Origin of the sequence: Nonomuraea sp. NPDC049504, from assembly GCF_040676845.1 — a bacterium.
Classification (GTDB): Bacteria; Actinomycetota; Actinomycetes; order Streptosporangiales; family Streptosporangiaceae; genus Nonomuraea; species Nonomuraea salmonea.
The window spans coordinates 31,294-51,744 of the sequence record NZ_JBFAPT010000027.1; the positions used below are offsets into that span (position 1 = coordinate 31,294).

At 71.8% G+C, this 20,451-nt stretch carries 18 protein-coding genes; 7 read left to right on the forward strand and 11 right to left on the reverse strand.

All coding sequences use genetic code 11. The features are described from left to right. Positions 1 to 77 precede the first annotated feature (77 nt). Together AB0K28_RS39430 and AB0K28_RS39435 are read left to right on the forward strand one after the other, a co-directional pair. A complete protein-coding gene (locus AB0K28_RS39430) occupies positions 78 to 1,697 on the forward strand; it encodes an alpha/beta hydrolase (protein ID WP_364380358.1) in 1,620 nt (539 codons plus the stop codon). 102 nt (positions 1,698 to 1,799) lie between these two features. Next, positions 1,800 to 2,642: a GNAT family N-acetyltransferase gene (locus AB0K28_RS39435; RefSeq protein WP_364380592.1), complete on the forward strand. Its 843-nt coding sequence runs from the start codon at positions 1,800 to 1,802 to the stop codon at positions 2,640 to 2,642. On the opposite strand, the gene AB0K28_RS39440 is transcribed toward AB0K28_RS39435, so the two are convergent. The 5 genes from AB0K28_RS39440 to AB0K28_RS39460 all read right to left on the reverse strand — a co-directional run bounded on the left by AB0K28_RS39440 (position 2,639) and on the right by AB0K28_RS39460 (position 7,752). Beyond that, positions 2,639 to 4,339 (reverse strand): SpoIIE family protein phosphatase, encoded by a 1,701-nt coding sequence (locus AB0K28_RS39440; protein WP_364380361.1) that lies wholly within the window; start codon positions 4,337 to 4,339, stop codon positions 2,639 to 2,641. The two genes, AB0K28_RS39435 and AB0K28_RS39440, sit on opposite strands and share 4 nt — an antisense overlap. Positions 4,340 to 4,401: 62 nt before the next feature. Beyond that, positions 4,402 to 4,779, reverse strand: coding sequence for a DUF3037 domain-containing protein (locus AB0K28_RS39445; protein ID WP_355425906.1), 378 nt, complete (start codon positions 4,777 to 4,779; stop codon positions 4,402 to 4,404). Continuing rightward, a complete protein-coding gene (locus AB0K28_RS39450; RefSeq protein ID WP_364380364.1) occupies positions 4,776 to 5,591 on the reverse strand; it encodes a HipA family kinase in 816 nt (271 codons plus the stop codon). The genes AB0K28_RS39445 and AB0K28_RS39450 overlap by 4 nt, the downstream gene beginning before the upstream one ends. 38 nt (positions 5,592 to 5,629) lie before the next feature. Next, complete coding sequence (locus AB0K28_RS39455; RefSeq protein WP_364380367.1) at positions 5,630 to 6,508, reverse strand: TIGR03619 family F420-dependent LLM class oxidoreductase; 879 nt, start codon at positions 6,506 to 6,508, stop codon at positions 5,630 to 5,632. After that, the gene (locus AB0K28_RS39460) at positions 6,505 to 7,752 is read right to left on the reverse strand and encodes an LLM class flavin-dependent oxidoreductase (protein ID WP_364380370.1); all 1,248 of its coding nucleotides are present in this window, start codon (positions 7,750 to 7,752) and stop codon (positions 6,505 to 6,507) included. Before AB0K28_RS39460 ends, AB0K28_RS39455 begins: the two co-directional genes overlap by 4 nt. Before the next feature lie 89 nt (positions 7,753 to 7,841). Between AB0K28_RS39460 and AB0K28_RS39465 the strand changes: the two genes are divergently transcribed. The 4 genes from AB0K28_RS39465 to AB0K28_RS39480 all read left to right on the forward strand — a co-directional run bounded on the left by AB0K28_RS39465 (position 7,842) and on the right by AB0K28_RS39480 (position 12,590). Continuing rightward, a complete protein-coding gene (locus tag AB0K28_RS39465) occupies positions 7,842 to 8,657 on the forward strand; it encodes a TIGR03619 family F420-dependent LLM class oxidoreductase (protein ID WP_364380373.1) in 816 nt (271 codons plus the stop codon). A gap of 46 nt (positions 8,658 to 8,703) precedes the next feature. Then, positions 8,704 to 10,122: a serine/threonine-protein kinase gene (locus AB0K28_RS39470; protein ID WP_364380376.1), complete on the forward strand. Its 1,419-nt coding sequence runs from the start codon at positions 8,704 to 8,706 to the stop codon at positions 10,120 to 10,122. Positions 10,123 to 10,237: 115 nt separating this feature from the next. Then, positions 10,238 to 12,298 carry a PASTA domain-containing protein gene (locus tag AB0K28_RS39475; protein WP_364380595.1) on the forward strand — a complete coding sequence of 687 codons (2,061 nt, stop codon included), beginning with the start codon at positions 10,238 to 10,240 and terminating at the stop codon, positions 12,296 to 12,298. Between the two features lie 103 nt (positions 12,299 to 12,401). Beyond that, positions 12,402 to 12,590, forward strand: coding sequence for a DUF6203 family protein (locus tag AB0K28_RS39480; protein ID WP_355425886.1), 189 nt, complete (start codon positions 12,402 to 12,404; stop codon positions 12,588 to 12,590). A 14-nt stretch (positions 12,591 to 12,604) separates the two neighbouring features. Here the strand turns inward: AB0K28_RS39480 and AB0K28_RS39485 are convergent, their stop codons facing one another. The 3 genes from AB0K28_RS39485 to AB0K28_RS39495 all read right to left on the reverse strand — a co-directional run bounded on the left by AB0K28_RS39485 (position 12,605) and on the right by AB0K28_RS39495 (position 16,632). Continuing rightward, positions 12,605 to 14,044, reverse strand: a complete 1,440-nt coding sequence (locus AB0K28_RS39485) for an AAA family ATPase (RefSeq protein ID WP_364380379.1) — start codon at positions 14,042 to 14,044, stop codon at positions 12,605 to 12,607. A 24-nt stretch (positions 14,045 to 14,068) separates the two neighbouring features. Then, a complete protein-coding gene (locus tag AB0K28_RS39490) occupies positions 14,069 to 15,994 on the reverse strand; it encodes a hypothetical protein (protein ID WP_364380382.1) in 1,926 nt (641 codons plus the stop codon). A gap of 89 nt (positions 15,995 to 16,083) precedes the next feature. Further along, positions 16,084 to 16,632, reverse strand: coding sequence for a helix-turn-helix domain-containing protein (locus AB0K28_RS39495; RefSeq protein WP_345398301.1), 549 nt, complete (start codon positions 16,630 to 16,632; stop codon positions 16,084 to 16,086). Positions 16,633 to 16,732: 100 nt separating this feature from the next. Between AB0K28_RS39495 and AB0K28_RS39500 the strand changes: the two genes are divergently transcribed. After that, positions 16,733 to 18,967 (forward strand): MMPL family transporter, encoded by a 2,235-nt coding sequence (locus tag AB0K28_RS39500; RefSeq protein ID WP_364380385.1) that lies wholly within the window; start codon positions 16,733 to 16,735, stop codon positions 18,965 to 18,967. Between the two features lie 3 nt (positions 18,968 to 18,970). On the opposite strand, the gene AB0K28_RS39505 is transcribed toward AB0K28_RS39500, so the two are convergent. Genes AB0K28_RS39505 through AB0K28_RS39515 form a run of 3 tightly spaced genes read right to left on the reverse strand, consistent with a single transcriptional unit; the run spans position 18,971 to position 20,426 of the window. Further along, positions 18,971 to 19,261 (reverse strand): hypothetical protein, encoded by a 291-nt coding sequence (locus tag AB0K28_RS39505; RefSeq protein WP_364380388.1) that lies wholly within the window; start codon positions 19,259 to 19,261, stop codon positions 18,971 to 18,973. Between the two features lie 26 nt (positions 19,262 to 19,287). After that, positions 19,288 to 19,929 (reverse strand): metalloregulator ArsR/SmtB family transcription factor, encoded by a 642-nt coding sequence (locus AB0K28_RS39510; RefSeq protein WP_345398307.1) that lies wholly within the window; start codon positions 19,927 to 19,929, stop codon positions 19,288 to 19,290. Then, a complete protein-coding gene (locus AB0K28_RS39515) occupies positions 19,929 to 20,426 on the reverse strand; it encodes a cupin domain-containing protein (RefSeq protein WP_355425866.1) in 498 nt (165 codons plus the stop codon). The genes AB0K28_RS39510 and AB0K28_RS39515 overlap by 1 nt, the downstream gene beginning before the upstream one ends. Between the last annotated feature and the right edge of the window lie 25 nt (positions 20,427 to 20,451).

Consider the following 20,451-nt stretch of genomic DNA (forward strand, 5'->3'; position numbering starts at 1 on the left):
AGCTTTTCCCCATACCCTTCGTGGTCGCCTGGTCGCTCGCGGGAGCATCGCAGGGCCTATGACAGGAAGGGGGCCGGGTGAAGCGGGTAGCTGGGGTTGTCGCCGGAGTGGCGGTGCTCGTCGCCGGGGTCGGAAGTGCGAGTGGGACCGCGGGGGCGGTGGCCGGGGGAACGACGTCGGCCGGGGTGAGGCAGGCGCAGGCGGCCGTCGCCTGGGCGGCCTGTCCCAAGGTGGCGGGCAAGGCGGCGTCGGCGGCGCTGGAGTGCGCCACCGTACGCGTGCCGCTCGACTACAAGCGGCCGAGGGGTCAGTCGATCAAGCTGGCGCTCAACCGGATCAAGGCCAAGGTGCCCAGGGGCGGCAGTCATCTGGGGACGCTCCTGATCAACCCGGGCGGGCCAGGCTCGCCGGGGCGGGCCCTGACCGAGTACGTCGCCACGTCCCTGCCCGCCGAGGTGTCCGAGCGTTACGACATCGTCGGCTTCGACCCGCGCGGCGTCGGCGGCAGCGAGCCCGCCGTGCACTGCGTGGACGCCGAGACGTACTACAAGGCGCCGCGGCTCGACCAGATCCCGCGCAACAGGGCGCACGAGAAGGCGCTGCTGGCCCGCGCCGCCGGCTACGCGAAGCGCTGCGGCGATCAGTGGTCGTGGCTGCTGCCGCACCTGACGACGGAGAACTCCGCCAGGGACATGGACCGCATCCGCGCCGCGCTCGGCGAGGAGAAGATCAGCTACTTCGGCTACTCGTACGGCACCTACCTAGGCGCCGTCTACGCCACCCTGTTCCCGAGCCGCATCAGGCGCCTGGTCATGGACAGCACGGTCGATCCAGGCGGCGTCTGGTACGCCTCCAACCTCAAGCAGGACCGTTCGTTCGAACGCCGCCACCGCCAGTTCCTGGCCTGGACGGCCCGCCACAACGACGTCTACAAGCTGGGCTCCACGGTCAAGCAGACGTCGTTCGCCTTCTACGCGATGCGCGACCGGCTGCGCTCGCACCCGGCGGGCGGCGTGGTGGGCCCGAGCGAGCTGGACGACACGTTCACGCTGGCCGGTTACACGGACAAGGTGTGGCCGTCGTTCGCGCAGGCGTGGTCGTCGTACGTGCGCGACGGCGACGTCACGGGCCTGACCGACGTCTACACCAGGCACGGCAAGAACGACGCGGCCGACGAGAACGGCTACGCCGTCTACCTGGGCGTGGAGTGCAGCGACGCGCGCTGGCCGCGCAAGTGGGACAAGTGGCGCACCGACATGACCAGGATGCACCGCAAGGCGCCGTTCCTGACCTGGCCGAACGCCTGGTACAACGCCCCGTGCGCGTTCTGGCCGGTGCGGGGCGGCACGCCGGTGCAGGTGCACGACTCGCCGAAGCTGCCACCGTTCCTCATCCTGCAGTCCAAGGACGACGCGGCGACGCCGTACCAGGGGGCGCTGGAGATGGCCGAGCGGTTCCCGCGCGCCAAGCTGGTGGTGGACCAGGGCGGCAACCACGGGGTGACGCTGTCGGGCAACACCTGCATGGACCGGCACCTGGTGACGTACTTGCGGGACGGGACGCTGCCGAGGACCGGCGCGGCCTGCGCCGCGGCGGCGGACCCGAAGCCGGCCGCGCACATGGCGTCGGGCAGCTCGCGGGCCCCTGACCTGCTGGGTCTCCTCGGGGCGCTGAACCTGCTGAAGGGCGCGCGCTGACGCACCGGGCGGGCCGCGCACAGGTCGGACGTCAAGAAAGGGTTACCGTGGGCATTTCCGGATGAGCTATTCGGTAACCCTTCGCGTAGTCTGACCTTTGTGATGCTGCGTACATCGGCGTCGCGCGTGCTCGACGACAACGACCGGGACGAGGTTCTCGCCCTGCTCGACGCCGATCCGGTCGCCAACGTCTTCGTCTCCTCGCGGGTGCGGGCCGTCGGTCTCAACCCCGCGCGGCTGGGCGGGCAGATGTGGGGCTTCGGGACGCGCGGTGGCCTCGTGTCACTCTGTTACGCCGGCGCCAACATGGTGCCGGTCAACGCCGGTCCAGAGGCCGTGCACGCGTTCGCCGACCGTGCCCGCAAGCAGGGGCGGCGCTGCTCGTCCATCGTGGGCCCGGTCGACGCGGTCAGCCTGCTGTGGGAGCGGCTGGAGCCGCACTGGGGGCGGGCGCGGGCGATCCGCTGGGCGCAGCCGGTCATGGCCATCTCCAGCAGGCCGCCGGTGCCGGCCGACCCGCTCGTGCGCAGGGTGCGGCCCGAGGAGTTCGACATACTGCTGCCGGCGTGCGTGGCCATGTTCACCGAAGAGGTCGGCGTCTCGCCCAACCTGGGTGACGGCGGCGCGCTCTACCGTACGCGGGTGGCGGAGCTGATCAGGATCGGCCGCTCGTACGCGCGGATCGACGACGGCCGGGTGGTGTTCAAGGCCGAGATCGGGGCGGTCACCCCGCAGGCCTGCCAGATCCAGGGGGTCTGGGTCGATCCGGAGCTGCGCGGCAAGGGTCACGCGGTGGCCGGGATGGCGGCCGTGGTGGAGGCGGCGATGAGCTGCTTCGCCCCCGTGGTCACCCTCTACGTCAACGACTACAACCACTCGGCGCGCGCGGTCTACCGCAAGGTGGGCTTCCACGAGGTGGACACGTTCATGTCGGTGCTGTTCTAGCCGGGCACGCGCAGGGTCAGCAGCGCCACGTCGTCGTCGTTGTCGTCGGGGCGCACTCTGCGCAGCAGCCGGTCGCAGAAGCCGTCGAGCTTGTGCCCGCCGAGCGCCGACGCCTCCCTGCGCAGCCGTTCGAGGCCGTCGTCCAGGCTGTGGCTGGGTGACTCGATGAGCCCGTCGGTGTAGAACACCACGCTCGAGTGCGGCGGCAGGTCGACGACCGCGTCCTCGCGGGGCACGCAGATGCCGGTGCCGAGCAGCAGGCCCCCACCTTCCTCCAGGAACCGGGTGGCGCCGTCGCGCTCGACGAGCAGCGGCGGCGGGTGGCCCGCGTTGGTCCAGCGCAGCCGCCAGCCGCCGTCCACGGGCTCGGCGCGGGCGAAGACGACGGTGGCCATCGTGGCCTCGGCCAAGCGCGAGACCGCCTGGTCGAGCCGGCCGACGACGGCGCTGGGCAGGCTGTCCATCTCTCCCGCGTACGCCCGCAGCATGTTGCACACCTGGGCCATGCCGGCGGCGGCGTCGAGGTCGTGGCCCACCACGTCGCCGATCACCAGGCCCAGCGCGCCGCCCGCCTGGGTGAAGGCGTCGTACCAGTCGCCGCCGACCTGGGAGGCGTCGGGGGCCGGCACGTAGCAGGCGCTCATCTCCAGGCCGGACACCACCGGCAGGCGGGGCAGCAGGTGACGCTGCATGGTCTCGGCGACGCGGCGCTGACGCTCGTACAGGCGGGCGTTGTCGAGCGCCAGCCCGGCACGGCGGGCGATGTCCTCGACCAGCAGCAGGTCGCCCGCGGTGTACGGCTGGGCCCGCTCGGACCGCCCGAGGGTCAGCGCGCCGATCACCTCGCGGATGCCGCGGATCGGGGCGATGCACGCGGACTTGATGCCGGTCTGCGCCAGCAGGTCCTGCTGGGCGACGGCGATGCCGGTGTCGGGCGGCATCTGGTAGCTCTGCGGGCTGATGAGCGTCGCGGTGACGCCGCGCAGCGCCCGCGACAGCGGCATCGGGGAGTCTTCGGTGACGGGTGGCAGCTGCCGCTGCAGGTCGTCGCGGTGGGTCAGCGTGCCGTCCTCGTAGTGGACCACGACGGCGCGGGAGATCGTGCCTTCTTCGTCGAGCAGGTCGACCACCACCCAGTCGGCCAGCAGCGGCACCACCAGGCGCACCAGGTGGCGCAGCGTCGCGTCCACGTCGAGGCTGGAGGTGAGCGTGGCGGTCGTCTCGGCGAGCAGTGCCAGGCGTTCGAGCTCCGACAGCGACGGGTTCTGCCAGGGCGGCTCGGCGGCGCCGTCCTCGGTGTCGGGGGCCGGGTGGAAGATCACCAGCGCGCCCGTCGCGGACTCGTCGACCCTGCAGGGGGTGACGAGCCAGCTCACGCGGATCAGCGTGCCGTCGCCGCGCTCCATCCACTCCTGGTCGCCTGAGGCGGTGCCGCCGGAGATGAGGGCGTGGCGCATCACGCACCGGCTGTGCGGCAGCGCCTCGCCGCGCCTGCCGCGGTGCAGGGCGTCGTGGGCGTCGTGGTCCAGCAGGTCGCCGGCGCGCCGCAGGAGCAGGCGCTCGGCGTTGGGGTTGACCTCGATGATGCGGCCGCGGTCGTCGACCACGTACGCGCCGGCGTCCTGGAGGTCGCGCAGCCTCAGAGGACGCCCGCCCCCGAGGGTGAGGTCGTGCGCCTGCCCGTGCGGGACGCTCATGGACGATCTCCTTCCTCCCGGAGAAACCTACCCAGGAGCCACCCCCATCACCGCAGGCTCGGCTATACGCGTACGAGCTTGTCGAAGAGCCGGGCCAGCTCCGTGCCCGGGTCGGCGGTCAGCCCCGCGTGCACCGGCCCCGCCTGGACGATCGTGCTGCGCGGCGCCGTCAGCCAGCGGAACCGCCCGCCGAGCGACTCGCCGGCCAGCGGGCCGGGCTCGTCGCCGCAGGCCAGCTCATACGCGCCGAGCGCCCGCCGCACCCCCTCGACGTCGGCCCCCGGGTCGAGCGCCCGCAGCCGGCCGGGGTCGAGCTCGACCTTGGCGCACAGGTAGCCGCGCGGCTGGCAGTAGAGCAGCACGCCGGCGTTGATCTGCTCGCCCCGCTCGACCTTCGGCACCACGCGGATCACCGCGTACTCGTAGACGTCCCTGCTCATCGGCTCCCGCCCTCCCGCCAGAACGCGCCGACCGAGCCGGGGCCCGCCGTCTTGTGGGCCTGCTGCTCGCCTGCCACCAGCCAGCCGCGCGGGCCGTGCGCCCGCTCCAGGAGATGCTCGACGTACGCCGACCGCACGGCGGCGGGGGAGTCGAAGCCCGGCTCGCCCGCCAGCCACTCGTCGGGCACCAGGGCCGTCACGCTCTCCAGCAGGTCGTGGTCGATGCGCCCGGCCAGGTCGACGCCCGCGCGGCCCACGTCGCCCGCGAACGGCGCCAGCACGTGGTCGCCCGCGTCGAACGGCCGCTGCGGGTCGGCGGTGCGCCAGTTGTGGTGGAACCACAGGGCGGCGCCGTGGTCGATCAGCCACGTGTCGCGGTGCCAGATGAGCAGGTTGGGGTTGCGCCAGCTGCGGTCGACGTTGTGGATCAGGCCGTCGAACCAGATCACCCTGGCGGCGAACACCGGGTCGGGCACCCAGGCCAGCGGGTCGAACCCGAGCGCGCCTGGCAGGAAGTCGACAGCCAGGTTGAGCCCGGTGCTGGCCTTGAGGAGGTCCTGCACCTCCTCGTCGGGCTCCCTGACGCCGAGCTGCGGGTCGAGGTCGATGAGCTTGAGCTCGGGGGTCCTGAAACCGAGACGCCGGCCCAGCTCGGCGGCGATGATCTCGGCGACCAGCACCCGCCGGCCCTGGCCGGCCTCGCGGAACTTGACGACGTAGGTGCCGAGGTCGTCGGCCTCGACCACGCCGGGCAGCGACCCGCCCTCCCGCAGCGGGGTGACGTAACGGGTGGCTGCGATCTTTTCCAGCACGAGATGAGGCTATCGCCCTGGAAGCGCCGTTCAGGACGTCACACGGGCATCTTGGCGATCACCTCTTCGGCGAAGCGTTCCATCGTGGCGAGCTTGAGCTTCAAGGTGCCCTCGCCGTACCGGGACTTCTCCTCCGGCGTGGCCAGCCACCACGGGGCGGCCAGCGTGCCGGTCACGCCCTTGGCGGCGAAGTGGCGGTAGGTCTCCGCCTCCGGCAGCACCGCGAGCGGCGCGATGATCTCGAACTCCCCGATGGACCTGCCGTTGGCCTCCAGGTGCCCGCGCAGGGTGTCGAGCACCTCGTCGAGCTGCTCTTCGGTGTAGATGCGGTTGCCGATCCAGCCGTCGCCGAGCCGGGCCGCGCGGCGCAGGGCGGCCTCGCTGTCGCCGCCGACGTACACGGGGATCGGGCTTGACGGGGTGGGGGAGATCGACAGCGGCGGGAGGCCGTCGAGGGTGACCGTCTCGCCCGACCAGAGCCCGCGCAGCGCGGGCAGCATCGCGTCGAGGCGCTTGCCGCGGGTGTGGAAGTCCTGGCCGGTGGCCGTGAACTCCTCCTTGCACCAGCCCACGCCGACCCCGAACGTGACCCGCTCGCGCGACAGCACCGCCGCCGTGGACACCTGCTTGGCCACGGTGAACAGGTCGCGGGCGGGCGCGATGTAGACGTTCGGCGCGAAGCGCAGCGTGCTGGTGACCGCGGCCATGGCCCCGATCGTCACCCACACGTCGGGCCAGTGCGTACGCGCGTCCCACCGGGGCCGCCCCGACCGCGAGTACGGGTACGGCGAGGCGAAGTCGGCGTAGAAGAGGTGGTCGGAGAGCGTCAGCGTGTCGAACCCGCACCGCTCGGCCGCCCGCGCCAGTTCGGTGAACTGATCGGTGTCGGAGAAGGAGGCGCCCAGCCAGAACTTCATCGAAACTCCGGAGCGACCTTGGTGGCGAACAGTTCCAGGTTCCGCTTGACCGTGTCGAGCGGCAGCACGCCCTGCTGGCCCTGCATGTAGAGGCCGAACCACTCCAGGTCGGGCATCTTGTCGAGCATGCGCTGGATGCCGCGCTTGACGTCGTCGGGCGTGCCGAACAGCGCCATCTCGACGTCCCTCATGCGCTTGGCGTCGCCCTTCTCCGGCGAGATGGGCTTGTGCTTCTCGTCCTCCTTCTTGCGCAGCACCTCCAGGTAGCCGAAGGGGCCGAAGAAGGCGGCGAAGTCCTTGGGGATGCTCCTGCCGAAGGTGGCGATGGCCTGCTCGGTGGTGTCGCCGATGCCGACGATCTTGAGGATGCCGGTGTGCTCGCCCAGCTTGTAGTGGCGGCCGTGCTTGGCCGACTCCTCCTGGTAGAGCCTGGCCTTCTGGGCGTGGTCGTCGGGGTTGGGGGTGAACATCCACGGCAGGATGTCCTCCTGCGCCGCCCTGATGACCGACCGGTCGGAGATCGTGAACGGCTGCCACAGCTCGGGATGCGGGTTCTGGTACGGCCTGGGGCAGACCGACACCGCCTTGACCACGCCGTCGTCGTCGATCTCGCCGGGCGCGCCGAACGTGCGGGTCCACTCCTGGGCGGGCCAGCCCTCGATGCCCTCGTACGGGAAGGGCACCTGGTAGTCGAGCACGTCCGACTTGTAGCGGAGCGTCTCCTGCGTCCAGGCCAGCTTCATGATCTTCAGCACCTCGCCGAAGACGTCGAAGTTCCGCGTGTCGGTGGCCGAGCCGTCGGAGCGGGCGGCGGCGGCCTGCCAGCGCTGGCCGAGCACGTTCATCCAGCGGTTCTGGTAGCCCCGTGCCACGCCCAGCCGCAGCCGTCCCTTGCTGAACTGGTCGAGCAGCGCGACGTCCTCGGCGGCCCTGATGGGGTCCCAGGCGGGCAGCACGAGGCCGAGCGGGGCGAGCAGGATGCGCTCGGTCCGCGCCGCGAGGTCGGTGAGGAACATCAGCGGGTTGACCGAGAACTCCATGCCTTCCGAGTGGAAGTGGTGCTCGGTCATCATCAGCGCGTCGAACCCGATCTGGTCGGCGTGCACGGCGATCTCGCGTACCTCGTGCAGCAGCCGCTGGTACGACTCGGTGTCGCGGCCGATCGGGCGCTTCGCCCTGGCGTTCTCCTCGGCCGCGTAGCCCGAGCCTGGGATCTGCGGATTCAGGAAGATCGAAAACTTCACCGGGAACCTCTCTCCGCGGGACGGTCCTTCGCAAGGTACTCTGGAAATCTTAACCGAGCAATCGCTTGGTTCATCGGTGTGGGGGTGTGATGAAGCTCGGCGTCACGATGTTCGCGACCGACCTGGCGATGCCCGTGCAGCAACTCGCGAAGGCGGCGGAGGAACGCGGGCTCGACTCGCTCTACCTGCCCGAGCACACCCACATCCCGGTCTCACGGCGCACGCCCTACCCGGGGGCGGCGGACGGCGAGCTGCCCGAGGAGTACAAGCGCACGCTCGACCCCCTCGTCGCCCTGTCCTTCGCCGCCGCCGCGACCACCCGGCTGCGGCTCGGCACCGGCATCCTGCTCGCCGCCCAGCGCGACCCCATCGTCACCGCCAAGGCCATCGCCTCGCTCGACCTGCTGTCGGGCGGACGCGTGGTGGTCGGCGTCGGCTTCGGCTGGAACGTCGAGGAGATCGAGAACCACGGGGTCCCGTACGGGCGGCGCCGCGAGATCGCCCGCCACCACGTCATGGCCATGCAGGCGCTGTGGCGCGACGAGGTGGCCTCCTTCGAGGGGGTCGAGCCGGCCTGGTCCTGGCCCAAGCCGCTCAGCCGTCCGCCCGTCCATGTGGGTGGGGCGGCGGGGCCGAAGCTGTTCGCCCACGTCGCCGAGTACGCCGACGGCTGGATGCCCATCGGCGGGCGCGGCATCAAGGCGGCGCTGCCCGCCCTGCGCGAGGCGTGCGAGAAAGCGGGACGGCCGATGGCCCGGGTGATCCCGTTCGCCACGCTGGCCACCAGGGAGAAGCTCGACTACTTCGCCGAGCTGGGCATCGAGGAGGCCGTGGCGACGCTGCCCAGCGGGCCCGCGGACGAGGTGCTGCCCGTCCTCGACCGGTACGCGGCGCTGCTCCCGTAGCTTGTTCTGGACGCTCGCTTGCCCCGGCCAGGCATAATGGCGGTATATGTCCGAGCTACGTGCCGACGACCCCCGGCAGTTGGGGTCCTACCGGCTGACACGCAGGCTCGGTCAGGGTGGCCAGGGAGTGGTCTACCTGGGCGAATCCCCGCAACGCGGCCGGGTCGCCATCAAGCTGCTGCACGCCAGCCTCTCCGGCACCGCCGACGCCCGCCGCCGCTTCCTCGGCGAGGTGCAGGCGGTGCGCAGGGTCGCCGCGTTCTGCACGGCCCAGCTCCTGGACGCCGACCTCGAAGGCGACCGTCCTTACCTGGTGAGCGAGTACGTCCACGGCCCCTCGCTGCGCGAGCACGTGGAGAAGGAGGGGCCGCGTACGGGCGGGTCGCTCGAACGCCTGGCCATCGGCACCGCCACCGCCCTGGGCGCCATCCACCGCGCCGGGGTCGTGCACCGCGACTTCAAGCCCGGCAACGTGCTGCTCGGCATCGACGGGCCCCGCGTGATCGACTTCGGCGTGTCCCGGCTCGTCGACACCACCGTCACCACCAGCCACATGCCCATGGGCACGCCTGCCTACATGGCGCCCGAACGCATGAAGGGCGAGCCGGCCGGACCGCCGGCCGACATGTGGGCCTGGGCGCTCACCGTGGCCTACACCGCCAACGGGCGGCCCGCGTACACCGCCGAGACCCACAACGAGGTGCTGGCCCGCGTCCTCTACGGCACGCCCGACCTCGGCGACCTCGACGGGCGGCTGCGTGAGATCGTCGAAGCCTGCCTGGCGACCGAGCCCGCCGACCGGCCCGACGCGGAAGAGGCGCTGCGCCTGCTGCTCGGCCAGGAGGGCGACGGGGGCGACGTGCTGACGACCGGCGCCATGGCCGCCGTCGGGGGCAACGGCATCGGCACGCTCGTCCGCACGAGCAGGCCCGTCACCCGCGCTCCCGACGCCGTCGTCGGAGTCGGCGCCGCCGAGGCCGAGCCAGGCGTCATCACCGACCCCGACCCCACCACCAGCTTCCCCGCCATCACCCGCACCCAGGTGGCGCGCGCCGGGCGGCGGCGGGTGCGGCCCTGGCAGATCGGCGTCGCGCTGGCCGGGCTGCTCATGGGCATCGCCGGGTTCGTGCTCTACCTCCAGAGCGCCCAGGGCGAAGGGCTGGCCGGCGACTGGAGCGGCTCCGCCGAGCACTTCACCGCCGGGCGCGTCTTCCCCGTCGAGCTCGTCCTGGACCACGAAGGCTCGGGACGCATGCGGTGGGGAGCCGACCTGCACTGCACCGGACGGCTCTCGCGCGACGGCGGCGGCATGGTCTTCACCCTCAGCGACGTCGGCGGGCAGGAGTGCTACCCGGGCACGCTCCGCATGTACCCCACCTCCGATGTGAACCAGATGGATATCAAGGTCACTCGTGCAGGTAAGGACGAAGTGACGTATTCCGGCAGGGTCGCGCGTACGTCCTGACCGGCTGTGTCACGGTCCGGATGCGATTGCCCTGCTCACCGTTGACTGTTCGCGGCCCCTTGCCTTCAGTAGGAGGCGGAAGGGGTGGCGCGGCGAGGGGAGGCGCCCCGTGCCAATGGCACAGCCGCTCAGAACGGGGGACCCTCGGCGACTCGGCGACTACGAGCTCACCGGGCGGCTGGGCGAAGGTGGCCAGGGCGCGGTGTTCCTCGGTTCCAGGGGCGGAGAGACGTACGCGGTCAAGCTCCTGCACGGGCCCGTCGGTGACGAGCGGGCGGCGTTCCTGCGGGAGGTCGAGCTGGCCAAGCACGTCGCCAGGTTCTGCACGGCGCAGGTGATCGACGCCGGGTTCGACGAGGGACGGCCGTACATCGTCAGCGAGTACGTCGACGGGCACTCCCTGGCCCGCGAGGTCGCGCTCACCGGGCCCCGCAGGGGCGGCGCGCTCGAACGCCTCGCCGTCGGCACCGCCACCGCGCTCGCCGCCATCCACCGGGCCGGGATCGTGCACCGCGACTTCAAGCCGCAGAACGTGCTGCTCGGCTCCGACGGGCCGCGCGTCATCGACTTCGGCCTGGCTCGGGCACTCGACGCGGCCGCCACCGTCAGCGGGCGGGGGGTGGGGACGCCGGCGTACATGGCGCCCGAGCAGATCACCGCCTCGGCCGTCACGGGGGCCGCCGACGTGTTCTCGTGGGGCGCCACCATGTGCTTCGCGGCCAACGCCACCGCCCCCTTCGGCCAGGACTCCGTCGCGCCCGTCCTGCACCGTATCCTCACGGCGCCACCCGAACTGGGGCTGCTCGACGGGCGGCTGCTTACGCTGGTCGCGGCCTGCCTGGACAAGGACGCCCGCAACCGGCCGAGCAGCAGGGAGCTGCTGTTCGAGCTGCTGGGAGAGTCGTCCCCTGCGGAGTGGCCTGCGGTGGGGCCTGCGGTGGGGCCTGCGCTGGGCTCTACGGAGGGGCCTGCGGAGGTGCGGCGCTCACCTCCGCCGCCCATCCTCCGCACTCCGCCGACACCCCTGGTGCCGGGCCAGCGCACCCCGGACGCCCACTCCGGCCCCGCCGGGGCTTCAGCCGGCTTCTGGTTCACTCCGCTGGCCGAGCCCGAGGTCACCGGGGCCATGGACGCCTATCACCTGCCTGCCGCGACCTCCGACCCCCAGGCCGCCCAACCAGCAGGTGCGTTACCCGGGAATCCTGTCCCGGCCGGGGGAGGGCGTACGGACCGGAGGCAGTGGCCGCGGGCGGCGGTCGCGGTGTGTGCGGCGCTGCTGGTGACGGCCGTGGTGCTGCTGGCCGTGGTCGTACCGGCGCTCACCCAGAGCCCGGCCGGGCAGGCGGGACCCCAGGCGGGCGGACCTCTCGCCGCACCGCCGCCCGCCACGCCCGCGCCCGAGACCACCCGCAGGTCGGCCGCCGAAGCAACACCCACGAAGAGCGCGGAGGCCCGGCAGGCCCAGGACGACCGCCGCCCCGCCCACGACGCGCCCGCGATCGTACGTCCGCCGACGGTGACGATCCCGCCCCTGACCGGCCTGGACAAGGCCGCCGCCACCAAGGCCGTCGAACGCGCCGGCCTCACCCTCGGCCGCGTCACCCGGCAGGACTCACCCCGCGCGATCGGCCAGGTCCTCGCCAGCACCCCCGCCGCGGGAACCGCCGTGGACCGGGGGACCAAGGTGTCCTTGCACGTGTCGGCCGGCCTCCCCGTACCGGAGGTGACGGGCATGCGACGTGGCCCCGCCGAAGCGGCCCTGACCGGCGCGGGCCTCAAGGCGGGCGCCACCACGCGTTCCTGCTCCCAAGAGCCGTCGGGCCAGGTCCTGTCCACCCGCCCCAAGGCAGGCAGCCGCGTGAAGGGCGGCACCGCGGTAGCGCTCACCGTGTCCCGGAACGGCGCCACCGTCCCACCGGTCGCCGGCCGCTCCCGCGAAGCGGCCCGCACAGCCCTGACCGCGGCGGGTTTCACGGTCGGAACAAAGGAACAGTTGGTGGACGACGAGTCCCAGGCAGGCACAGTCCTGGCACAAAGCATCGACCCGGGCACCTGCGCCAAACCCGGCACCCAGCTCACCATCACCGTCGGCCTGGCCGCCCAGACGGGCCCCGACCCCGGCGAATCCCTCGAACCCACCACCAACGAGCCTGAACCCGAACCCGACCAGCCCTGACCTACCCACCCACCGGATTCGAGCGGAGTCGCGCAGCGACCTCCACCGCCAGGTCTGGTAGGGCTTATGCGTGCGCCTACCGTCCTGGGGCAGTTGGGGGCGTATGAAGAAACTCCTGAAGCTTCTGGTGGCCCGCAAAATGGCCACCACCCCCCTCGGTATAGCCGCCCTGGGCGTCGGCTGGTTCCTCGGCCGCCGCCGCAAGCGCCGCCGCGCCGAGCGCGAGGCCCAGCACAACGTCCCCCAGCACACCAGCACCACCCACGAGGACGTACGGGCCGCCCAGCCCTGATCCGTCGCCGGTCGTCACACGCGCAGGATGGTGACCGGGCGGCCAGAGGGTGTGGTGGCCTCCTCGAACGCGCCGCGTTCCTGCCATGACGGCGCTTCTGGGCGCCGGTCGAAGATGACGAGTCTGCCGGTGGACAGGGTGAGCCGGTCGAGATAGCGGTCGAGCTGGCCGCCGCCGTTGACGAGCCGGTGCAGGAAGGCCATGAGGATGATCTGACATGCGGCCTCGTGATAGCCCTCCTGCTGGATGAGGACTTCGCCGTGCTCCCGCCAGAAGACGACGAACTCTTCCAGGAGGCGTGCCAGGTCGAAGCGGCCGTCGGGCAGTACGAAGCTGCGCGGGTCGGCGCGGACGCGGACCTCGGTCCGCTCGCCCAGAACCCGGAGCAGGACCTCCCGGTAGATCGGGTTGGCGATGTCCAGATCCCTGGTACTCCGGATGAGACCCAGGTCACGGACATAGCGGGCGTCGCTGCTGAAGGCCATGTCCATGTCGGGCCAGGTGCCCGCCAGGATCGGTTCGATGACCCGGGCCACCCGGGGCTCCCGCAGCCGATCCGACAGTGACTCCAGGTGCATGGCATGTGCTCGGATCAGCCGTTCCTTGGCTTCCTCCACCCGCGTCACGGAGACGGTGTCGGTCACCCCCATCTCCTGGGTGATCTCGTAGGCGAGAGCGTTGACCAGCCATGGCTGGCCCTGGGTCAGCTCGAAGACCCGCTCGACCGCGTCCTTGGTGAACTCCTGACCGGTCGCGTCGGTGTGCTGGCCGTACAGCTCGGCGATCTGGTCGATGGTGAAGTCACCCAGGCGCAGCGACTTGGCGATGATGTTGAACGGGCTCGCCGGGTTGGTCTGATCCGGATCCCTGCCAGAAGCGACCTTGTAATCGCGCACGTCCCGTAGTCCGCACAGCGCAATGGATGCAGGAAATGGATGGCGTTCCGGCCGCGCGTTGTGACCGTCGCGGAGTTGGCTGAGAATACTGGCCATGCTGTTGCCCTGCAGGGCGTCGAACTCGTCCAGGAAGAGCACCACCCGACGCGGACAACGGCGGCACCACTCCTTCAATGCCGCGCCGAACTGAACACCCGGAAGATTCGATGGCCAGGGATCTGGCGGAAGCCATTTCTTCGGCCATCCCGAGCGATTGGCCGCTTCGCGAAGGGCGGTCAGCAGCACTGACTCCGCGGCAGCGTAGTTCTCGCCTACCGCTTTAACACGCTCGCAGCTGACCATCAGGGCGGCGGTGTCGCCTTCGGCGGTCAGTTCGGAGGCGAGGGTGCGCAGCGCGGTGGTCTTGCCGGTCTGACGAGGGGCGTGAAGGACGAAGTAGCGGTCCATCTCGATGAGGGTGCGGGCCTCGGGGATGCGCGGCGTGGGAGGCAGCATGTAATGGCGCGCCGGGTCGCACGGGCCCGTGGTGTTGAAGAACTTCGCGCGGGGTAGTCGCATGGTCACATTCTGACAATCTTCGGTTCAGCGTCTGTGGCGTTTGGTTCTTGGGGAGCCGGGGCCGGTGCCGGGGATGAGGCGGAGGGGGCGGTGGTGGGTGGTGCGGAGGGGTTCGGCGACCAATGCGCGGATCTCCTCCAGGCCGACCGTGTCGTGGTGGCCGGCGTCGAGGACGGCGGCGACCAGCTCGTACGCCTCCCGCCCCGCCATCGCCTTGAGCTGCTCGATCAGGGTCTGGGGGCCGCCCAGCTCCAGCAGGGTGAGGAAGTTCTCGGCGGCCAGCAGCAGGTGCTCGTCCTGGCCGATCGCGGACGGGTCGAGCTCGCCCACGTCCACCAGGTACGTCAGCGCGGCCGGGCCGAGTACGGGGTCGCGGCGCAGGCCGTGGAGGAGGGCGCGGCCGTCGGGCAGGGCCTCGGCGAGCACGTTGAGCATGGCGCCGGCCCGGGTGCGGAACGGGCACCGGCGTACCGCCTCCAGAAGCGGCTCTATGCCGTGGCCCGGCTGGGCGAGCCACCCGTGCAGCTCGGCGGCGGCGTCGTACGGCGGGTAGTGCTGGGTGAGGACGCCGAGCAGTTCGGCGGGGCCGGCTGCGGCGAGTTCGCCGATGAGCGGCGCGTCGCGGCCCTCGGCGAGCAGGCGGGCGCGTACGGCGCGCTGCCCGAGCGGGGTGAGCCTGGCGAGGAGCAGGTCGGGCTCGGCGAGGCGGGTGCGGAGGCGTTCGACGGACTCGGGCGGAAGCTCCTGGGCCTCGTGGTCGAGGTCGGCGAGGTAGAGCTCGTCGGCCGGGCCGCGGCTCAGCTCGACGGCGCCCAGGTCGGCGAGGACGTCGAAGGTGCGGGCGAGGTCGTCGCCGAGCCGGCGTCGCAGCAAGGTGGAGGAGGTGCGGCGGTCCCCGGCGAAGTAGTCCTCGTATTCGCGGCAGGCCAGCCACACCGTCTCCTCCAGCCGCGCCACCGGCATGTCGTCCATGCCGTAGAGGGTGTTGAGGAGGTCGGGCAGCAGCTCGTCGAAGAAGAGCGTGAAGGGCGCGCCGTCGGTGCGGCCGGTGATGGCGCGGCCCAGCTCGGGCAGGGCGTCGAAGGCGCGCTGCCACAGGGCTTCCGGGTCGCGCAGCAAGGGGGCGGCCTTGGCCACCGCGTGGACGCGGCCTTTGGCGACCCGCACCAGCCGCATCCGCTTCGCCCAAGCCAGGAGGAGGTCGGGGTCCCCGTCGGTGGCGGGCATGGTGCCGAGGTCGGTGAGGGGGCGGCCGTCCTTGCCGGCCCAGGCTGCCAGGGCGGTCAGGCGTCGGACTGTCCGGCTCCCCACGGCGGCGGTCGTGAGGTCTGGGGCGGGGGGCAGGGCGATGGGGGGTTGGAGGGGGGCGCGTTCCTCCGCCAGGTCCAGCTCCGCGCCGAGCAGGCGGGCCTGGGTGAGGTGGTCGAGGATGTCCTGGTCGTAGTGGACGCGGCCGGCGTCGAGGTCCTGTTTGAAGTCGTCGAATCCGCCGGGGTCGGTCAGGTCGACGCCGTGGTCGAGCGCGGTCTGGGCCCAGAACTTGGCCAGCCCCTGCAGGTGCGGGTCGTCGAGGGACTTCCTGAACTCGGGGGTGGCGCGGGCGATGGCGGCGTCGGCCTCTGCCAAGGTGGCGCCGCGCGGGTCGCGCAGGCCCGTCGCGGCGAGGTAGGCGAGGTAGGTGCGCAGGATGTCGGGGGCGATGTCGAGGATCTCGCGCGGCGCGACGACATATTTGGGAATCCAGGCCAGCAGGTAGCGGCGGATCTGCGGCTCGTCCCAGTAGGCGAGCCGGCCGTCGCGGCTGTGGTGGCGGGCGTCGATGGCGGCGCTGATGAGAAGGTCGTCCGCCGGGCGGCCGTGCTCGTCGGCCCAGGCGAGGCAGCGCCGCAGCAGCACGGCCTTCGCCACCTCGAACTCCTCCGCCTCCTCCGGCTCGAACCAGGTACGCAAGACCGTTCTCCCTGCCGGTGCGAAAAGGGGATCTGGCGTCCCAGTATCGCCCTTCTGGCGCGCCGTCGTGAGCCGTTGTGCACAAGCGGTCAGTACGCGCGTGCCGCTTCGAGCAGGGCGGCGCGTACCTGCTCCTCCGGCAGGTCCATGGTCTTGACCGCGCCCCACTGCAACGCCCCCAGCAGCGCCCAGCTCTTGAGCCTGGCCTCGGGGGCGGGGTCGGGCCCGGCGAGCTTGGCGTAGATCTCGTCCCTGAAGGTCCTGATGGTGTCGCGCTCCGAGCCGGGCGCGGCGCCGGCGTCGTCGGCGGCGAGGTCCTCCATGAACAGCCGGATGACCGAGCGGTAGCGCACCGCGAACGTGACGAGGGCCTCGACGAAGGCGTCGCGGCTGTCGTAGGCGGTGTCGAGCAGCGTCAGCATGTCGGCCGCGACGGGGTCGAGCAGCTCGGCGGCGAGGCGGTCTTTGGGGTGGAAGTGGTAGGCGACGGCCGTCTTGGTGAGGCCGACGGCGGCGGCGATGTCGGCCAGGGAGGTCGCCGCGTAGCCGCGTTCGGCGAACAGCTCTCTGGCGGCGGCCAGGATTCGCGATCGGGTGTCGTCGGCTGTGGCCCCAGCTGTGGTCCCAGATGTGGTCATCGTCTCATTTCCCTGTGGAGACGGCCTTCCTCATAAGTTCCGTTTTATCGTATGTCGCTGTACGACCGTACAGGACGGTCGTCGAGTGGGGGCTGAAGCGATGACGCGGTTGCTGGGACGGCTGGGCGGCTGGTGCGCGCGGCACGGCTGGATCGTGCTCGTGACATGGGTGATCGCCGCCGCGGCGCTGATGGGCGGCAGCCTGGCCTTCCCCAGCCCGACCAACAACGACGCGAGCATCCCCGGCACGGACGCGCAGCGCGCCCACGACCTGATGAAGGAGGGCTTCGGCGCCGGGTACGCCCAGGGCGGCACCGTCCAGCTCCTCGTCTACTCCGCCGACGGGCCGCTGCTGGAGGAGAAGCGCAAGCAGGCCGTCGAGCGGGCCGTGGACCGGCTGGAGACGATGCCGCACGTCACGTCCGTGGACACCCCGTTCCGCGTCGGCGGCATCTCCTCCAACCTGCAGATCGGCCTCATCACGATCAAGATGGCGGGCAACGACTCCGACAAGATCGCCCAGACCACCCAGGAGCTGTCCAAGGCCGCGGACCCGGCGCGCGAGGCCGGGCTCGAGGTCGTGCCCGCCGACAGCTCGAACCCCGCGGACAAGGAGATCAAGACCGGCCCCAGCGAGGTCATCGGCGTGGTGTGCGCGCTGCTGGTGCTGGTGTTCGCGTTCGGGACGCTGGTCGCCGCCATCGTGCCGATCTTCGCGGCGCTGGTCAGCGTGGCCTCGGGGCTCGGCGTGATCGGGCTGCTCGGCTGGGTCGTGGACATGCCCAAGCAGGCCGGCATCATGGCCACGATGATCGGGCTCGGCGTCGGCATCGACTACGCGCTGTTCCTGCTGTCGCGGCATCGGCGGCTGCTCGCGCAGGGCGTGCCGGTGGTGGAGTCGGTGCGCAGGACGGTGTCCAGCTCGGGCGGCGCGGTGGTGTTCGCGGGCGGCACGGTGATCATCGCGTTGAGTGCGCTGATGCTGGCCGGGTTCCCGCTGCTGGCCACGCTCGGCTGGGTGACCGGCATCTCGGTCGTGGCCGCCGTGCTGACCTCCGTCACGCTGGTCCCCGCCCTGCTCGGGCTGCTCGGCCACCGCGTCAACGCGCTCAAGGTGCCGTTCCTGCGCGGCTCGGGCTCGTCCGGCACCGGCTGGGCGGGGCTCGGCTCGTGGGTGGCGCGCCGCCCGTGGCGGGTGCTGCTGGCCAGCACGATCGTGCTCGGCGCGCTCGCCGCGCCCGCGCTGGCGCTGAAGCTGGGGCCGATCGACGAGGGGTACGGCGACAAGGGCTCGGAGCCGCGCCGGGCGTACGAGCTGATGGCCACCGGCTTCGGCCCCGGCTTCAACGGCCCGCTCATCGTGGTCGCCGAGCTGCCCGAGAAGGTGCCAGGCGCCAAGGACCCGCTGGTCAAGAAGCTGGTCGGCGAGGTGGAGGACGTCGAGGGCGTCAAGTACGTCAGCGACCCCAAGGTCAACGCCGACGGCCGCTCTGTGCTGATGCAGGCCATTCCCGAGTACGCCCCCAGCGACGAGCGCACCGCCGAGGTCGTCGAGGACGTCAGGGCGATCGCGCTGCCGGGCGTGCAGGTGCACGTGGGCGGCAAGGTCGCCGGGCTGACCGACGCGGGCGACCGGATGGCCGAGCGCACCCCGCTGGTCATCGGCGTCGTGGTGCTGCTCAGCGCGCTGCTCCTGCTGCTGGCCTTCCGCGCGCCGATCGTGGCGATCAAGGCGGCGGTGATGAACCTGGTGTCGCTGGGCGCCGCGTTCGGCGCGCTGGCGCTGGTGTTCTCGATCGGCCTCGGCACCGGGCTGGTCGGCCTGGACCCGCCGGCCAGTTCGTCGTACGTGCAGACGATCTTCTTCTCGGTGCCCATCGAGAGTTACGTGCCGCTGATGCTGTTCGCGGTGCTGTTCGGGCTGTCGATGGACTACGAGGTGTTCCTGCTGACGGCGGTGCGGCAGTCGTACCAGCGGCACGGGCGCAACGCGCGGGCGGTGGCCGAGGGGCTCGGCTCGACCGGGCGGGTGATCACGTCGGCGGCGCTGATCATGGTGGCGGTGTTCACCGCGTTCATCGCCTACCCGGACTCGATGGTCAAGACGTTCGGCGTGGGGCTCGCGGTGGCGATCGCGGTGGACGCCACGATCATCCGCGGGTTCCTGGTGCCGGCCACGATGGTGCTGCTGGGCCGGCTCAACTGGTGGTGCCCGCGCTGGCTCGACCGGCTGCTGCCGAACCTGTCGGTGGAGGGCCACGAGGAGGACGAGGACGAGCCGGTGGCCGAGCGGCGGGAGCCGGTCGGCGCGGGCGTCGGCGCGGGCGTCGGGTAGGGCTCAGTCGGAGTCGAGCAGGTCGCAGGCGGGCACCCAGCCGATGACGCCGGTGCTCGCGTTGTGGCCGTGGTGCCAGAGCGTGGTCTCGTACGGGCCGCACGCGTACGCCTCGTGCTCCTCCTCCCGGTTGGACGCGAACCCCTCGCCCGGCTGCCCGAACCCGTGCACCCGGGCCGCCGCCGCGGGCTCGGCCCGGATGGCGACGCCGGGGGCCGCGAAGTCGTAGGCGGGCCTGGCGCTCAGCGCCGGCACGGCGAGCAGCGCGGCCAGGGCCATCGGTCCGAAGCGCACGCCGCTCAGCGTAGTGGCATGGTCGCTCAGCGTTCCAGTGGCTTGCCGTCGCGCCGCCAGGCGAGGTAGCCGCCGTCGAGCGGGCGGGCGGAGCGGCCGTGGGCGCGCAGCACGCGTACGGCCTCGGGCGAGACCACGCAGTACGGCCCCCCGCAGTACGCCACGATCTCCGCCGAGGCCGGCAGCTCGCCCAGCCGGTCGCGCAGCTCGGCCATGGGCACCGAGACCGCGCCTGGCACGTGCCCGGCCGCGTAGTCGGCCGCCGAGCGCACGTCGAGCACGAGCGTGGACGGGTCGGCCAGCCGCGCGGCGAGCTCGTCGGCCGTCACGCCCTCCAGGTCGCCGAGCCGGTCGCGCACGGCGCCGCGCAGGTCGGCCAGCCGCTCGCCGGCGAACGCCTGGAACGCGCCGAGGAAGCGCGACACGCTCTCGTCGGCCAGCCGGTAGTAGACCCGGGTGCCGTCCCTGCGGCTGGTCACCAGGTGGGCCGCGCGCAGCTGCTGGAGCTGCGCGGAGGTGTTCTTGAGCGGCACGCCGGCCGCCCGCGCCAGCTCCTCGACCGTGCGCTCGCGCTGGTCGAGCACGTCGAGCAGGCGTAGCCGGACGGGGCCCGACAGCGCCTTGCCGATGCGGGCGAGCTGCTCGTAGATGGGCTCTTCTGCGAACATCAGACCATGTACTGGTCGTGGCGCAGGTAGAGCTCGGTCCACTCGTCGGGGGAGAGTTGCCGGCCGGTGGCGGCGATCTCGGCCAGCTCCTCGAAGTAGCCCTCGCGCGGCGCGCCCGGCGTGAACAGGATGAGCATCGTGGCCGGCTCGCCCGACTCGTTGCGGAAGGCGTGGATGCCGCCCTCGGGCACGAACAGGAAGTCGCCCGGCTTGCCGTCGGCCCACTTGTCGCCGTTGTAGAGCCGGATGGTGCCGTCGAGGACGTAGAAGGACTCGGTCATCGTGCGGTGGAAGTGGGGGCTCGGGCCGGACGGCTTGGCGGGCATCTCGTAGCGGTAGAGGCCGAACGCGCCGCCCGTGCTGCCGCCCGTGGCGAGGTAGTGGACCTGGGTGCCGCTCGGGCCGCCCATGCTCAGGTCGGGCGCCTGCCCGGCCAGGTGGAACACGCCGCTGGGCGCGCCGTGCTCGGCGTGGTAGCGGGGCTCGGGGTAGGACATGGGGGCCTCCTCTAGAGTTCTAAGG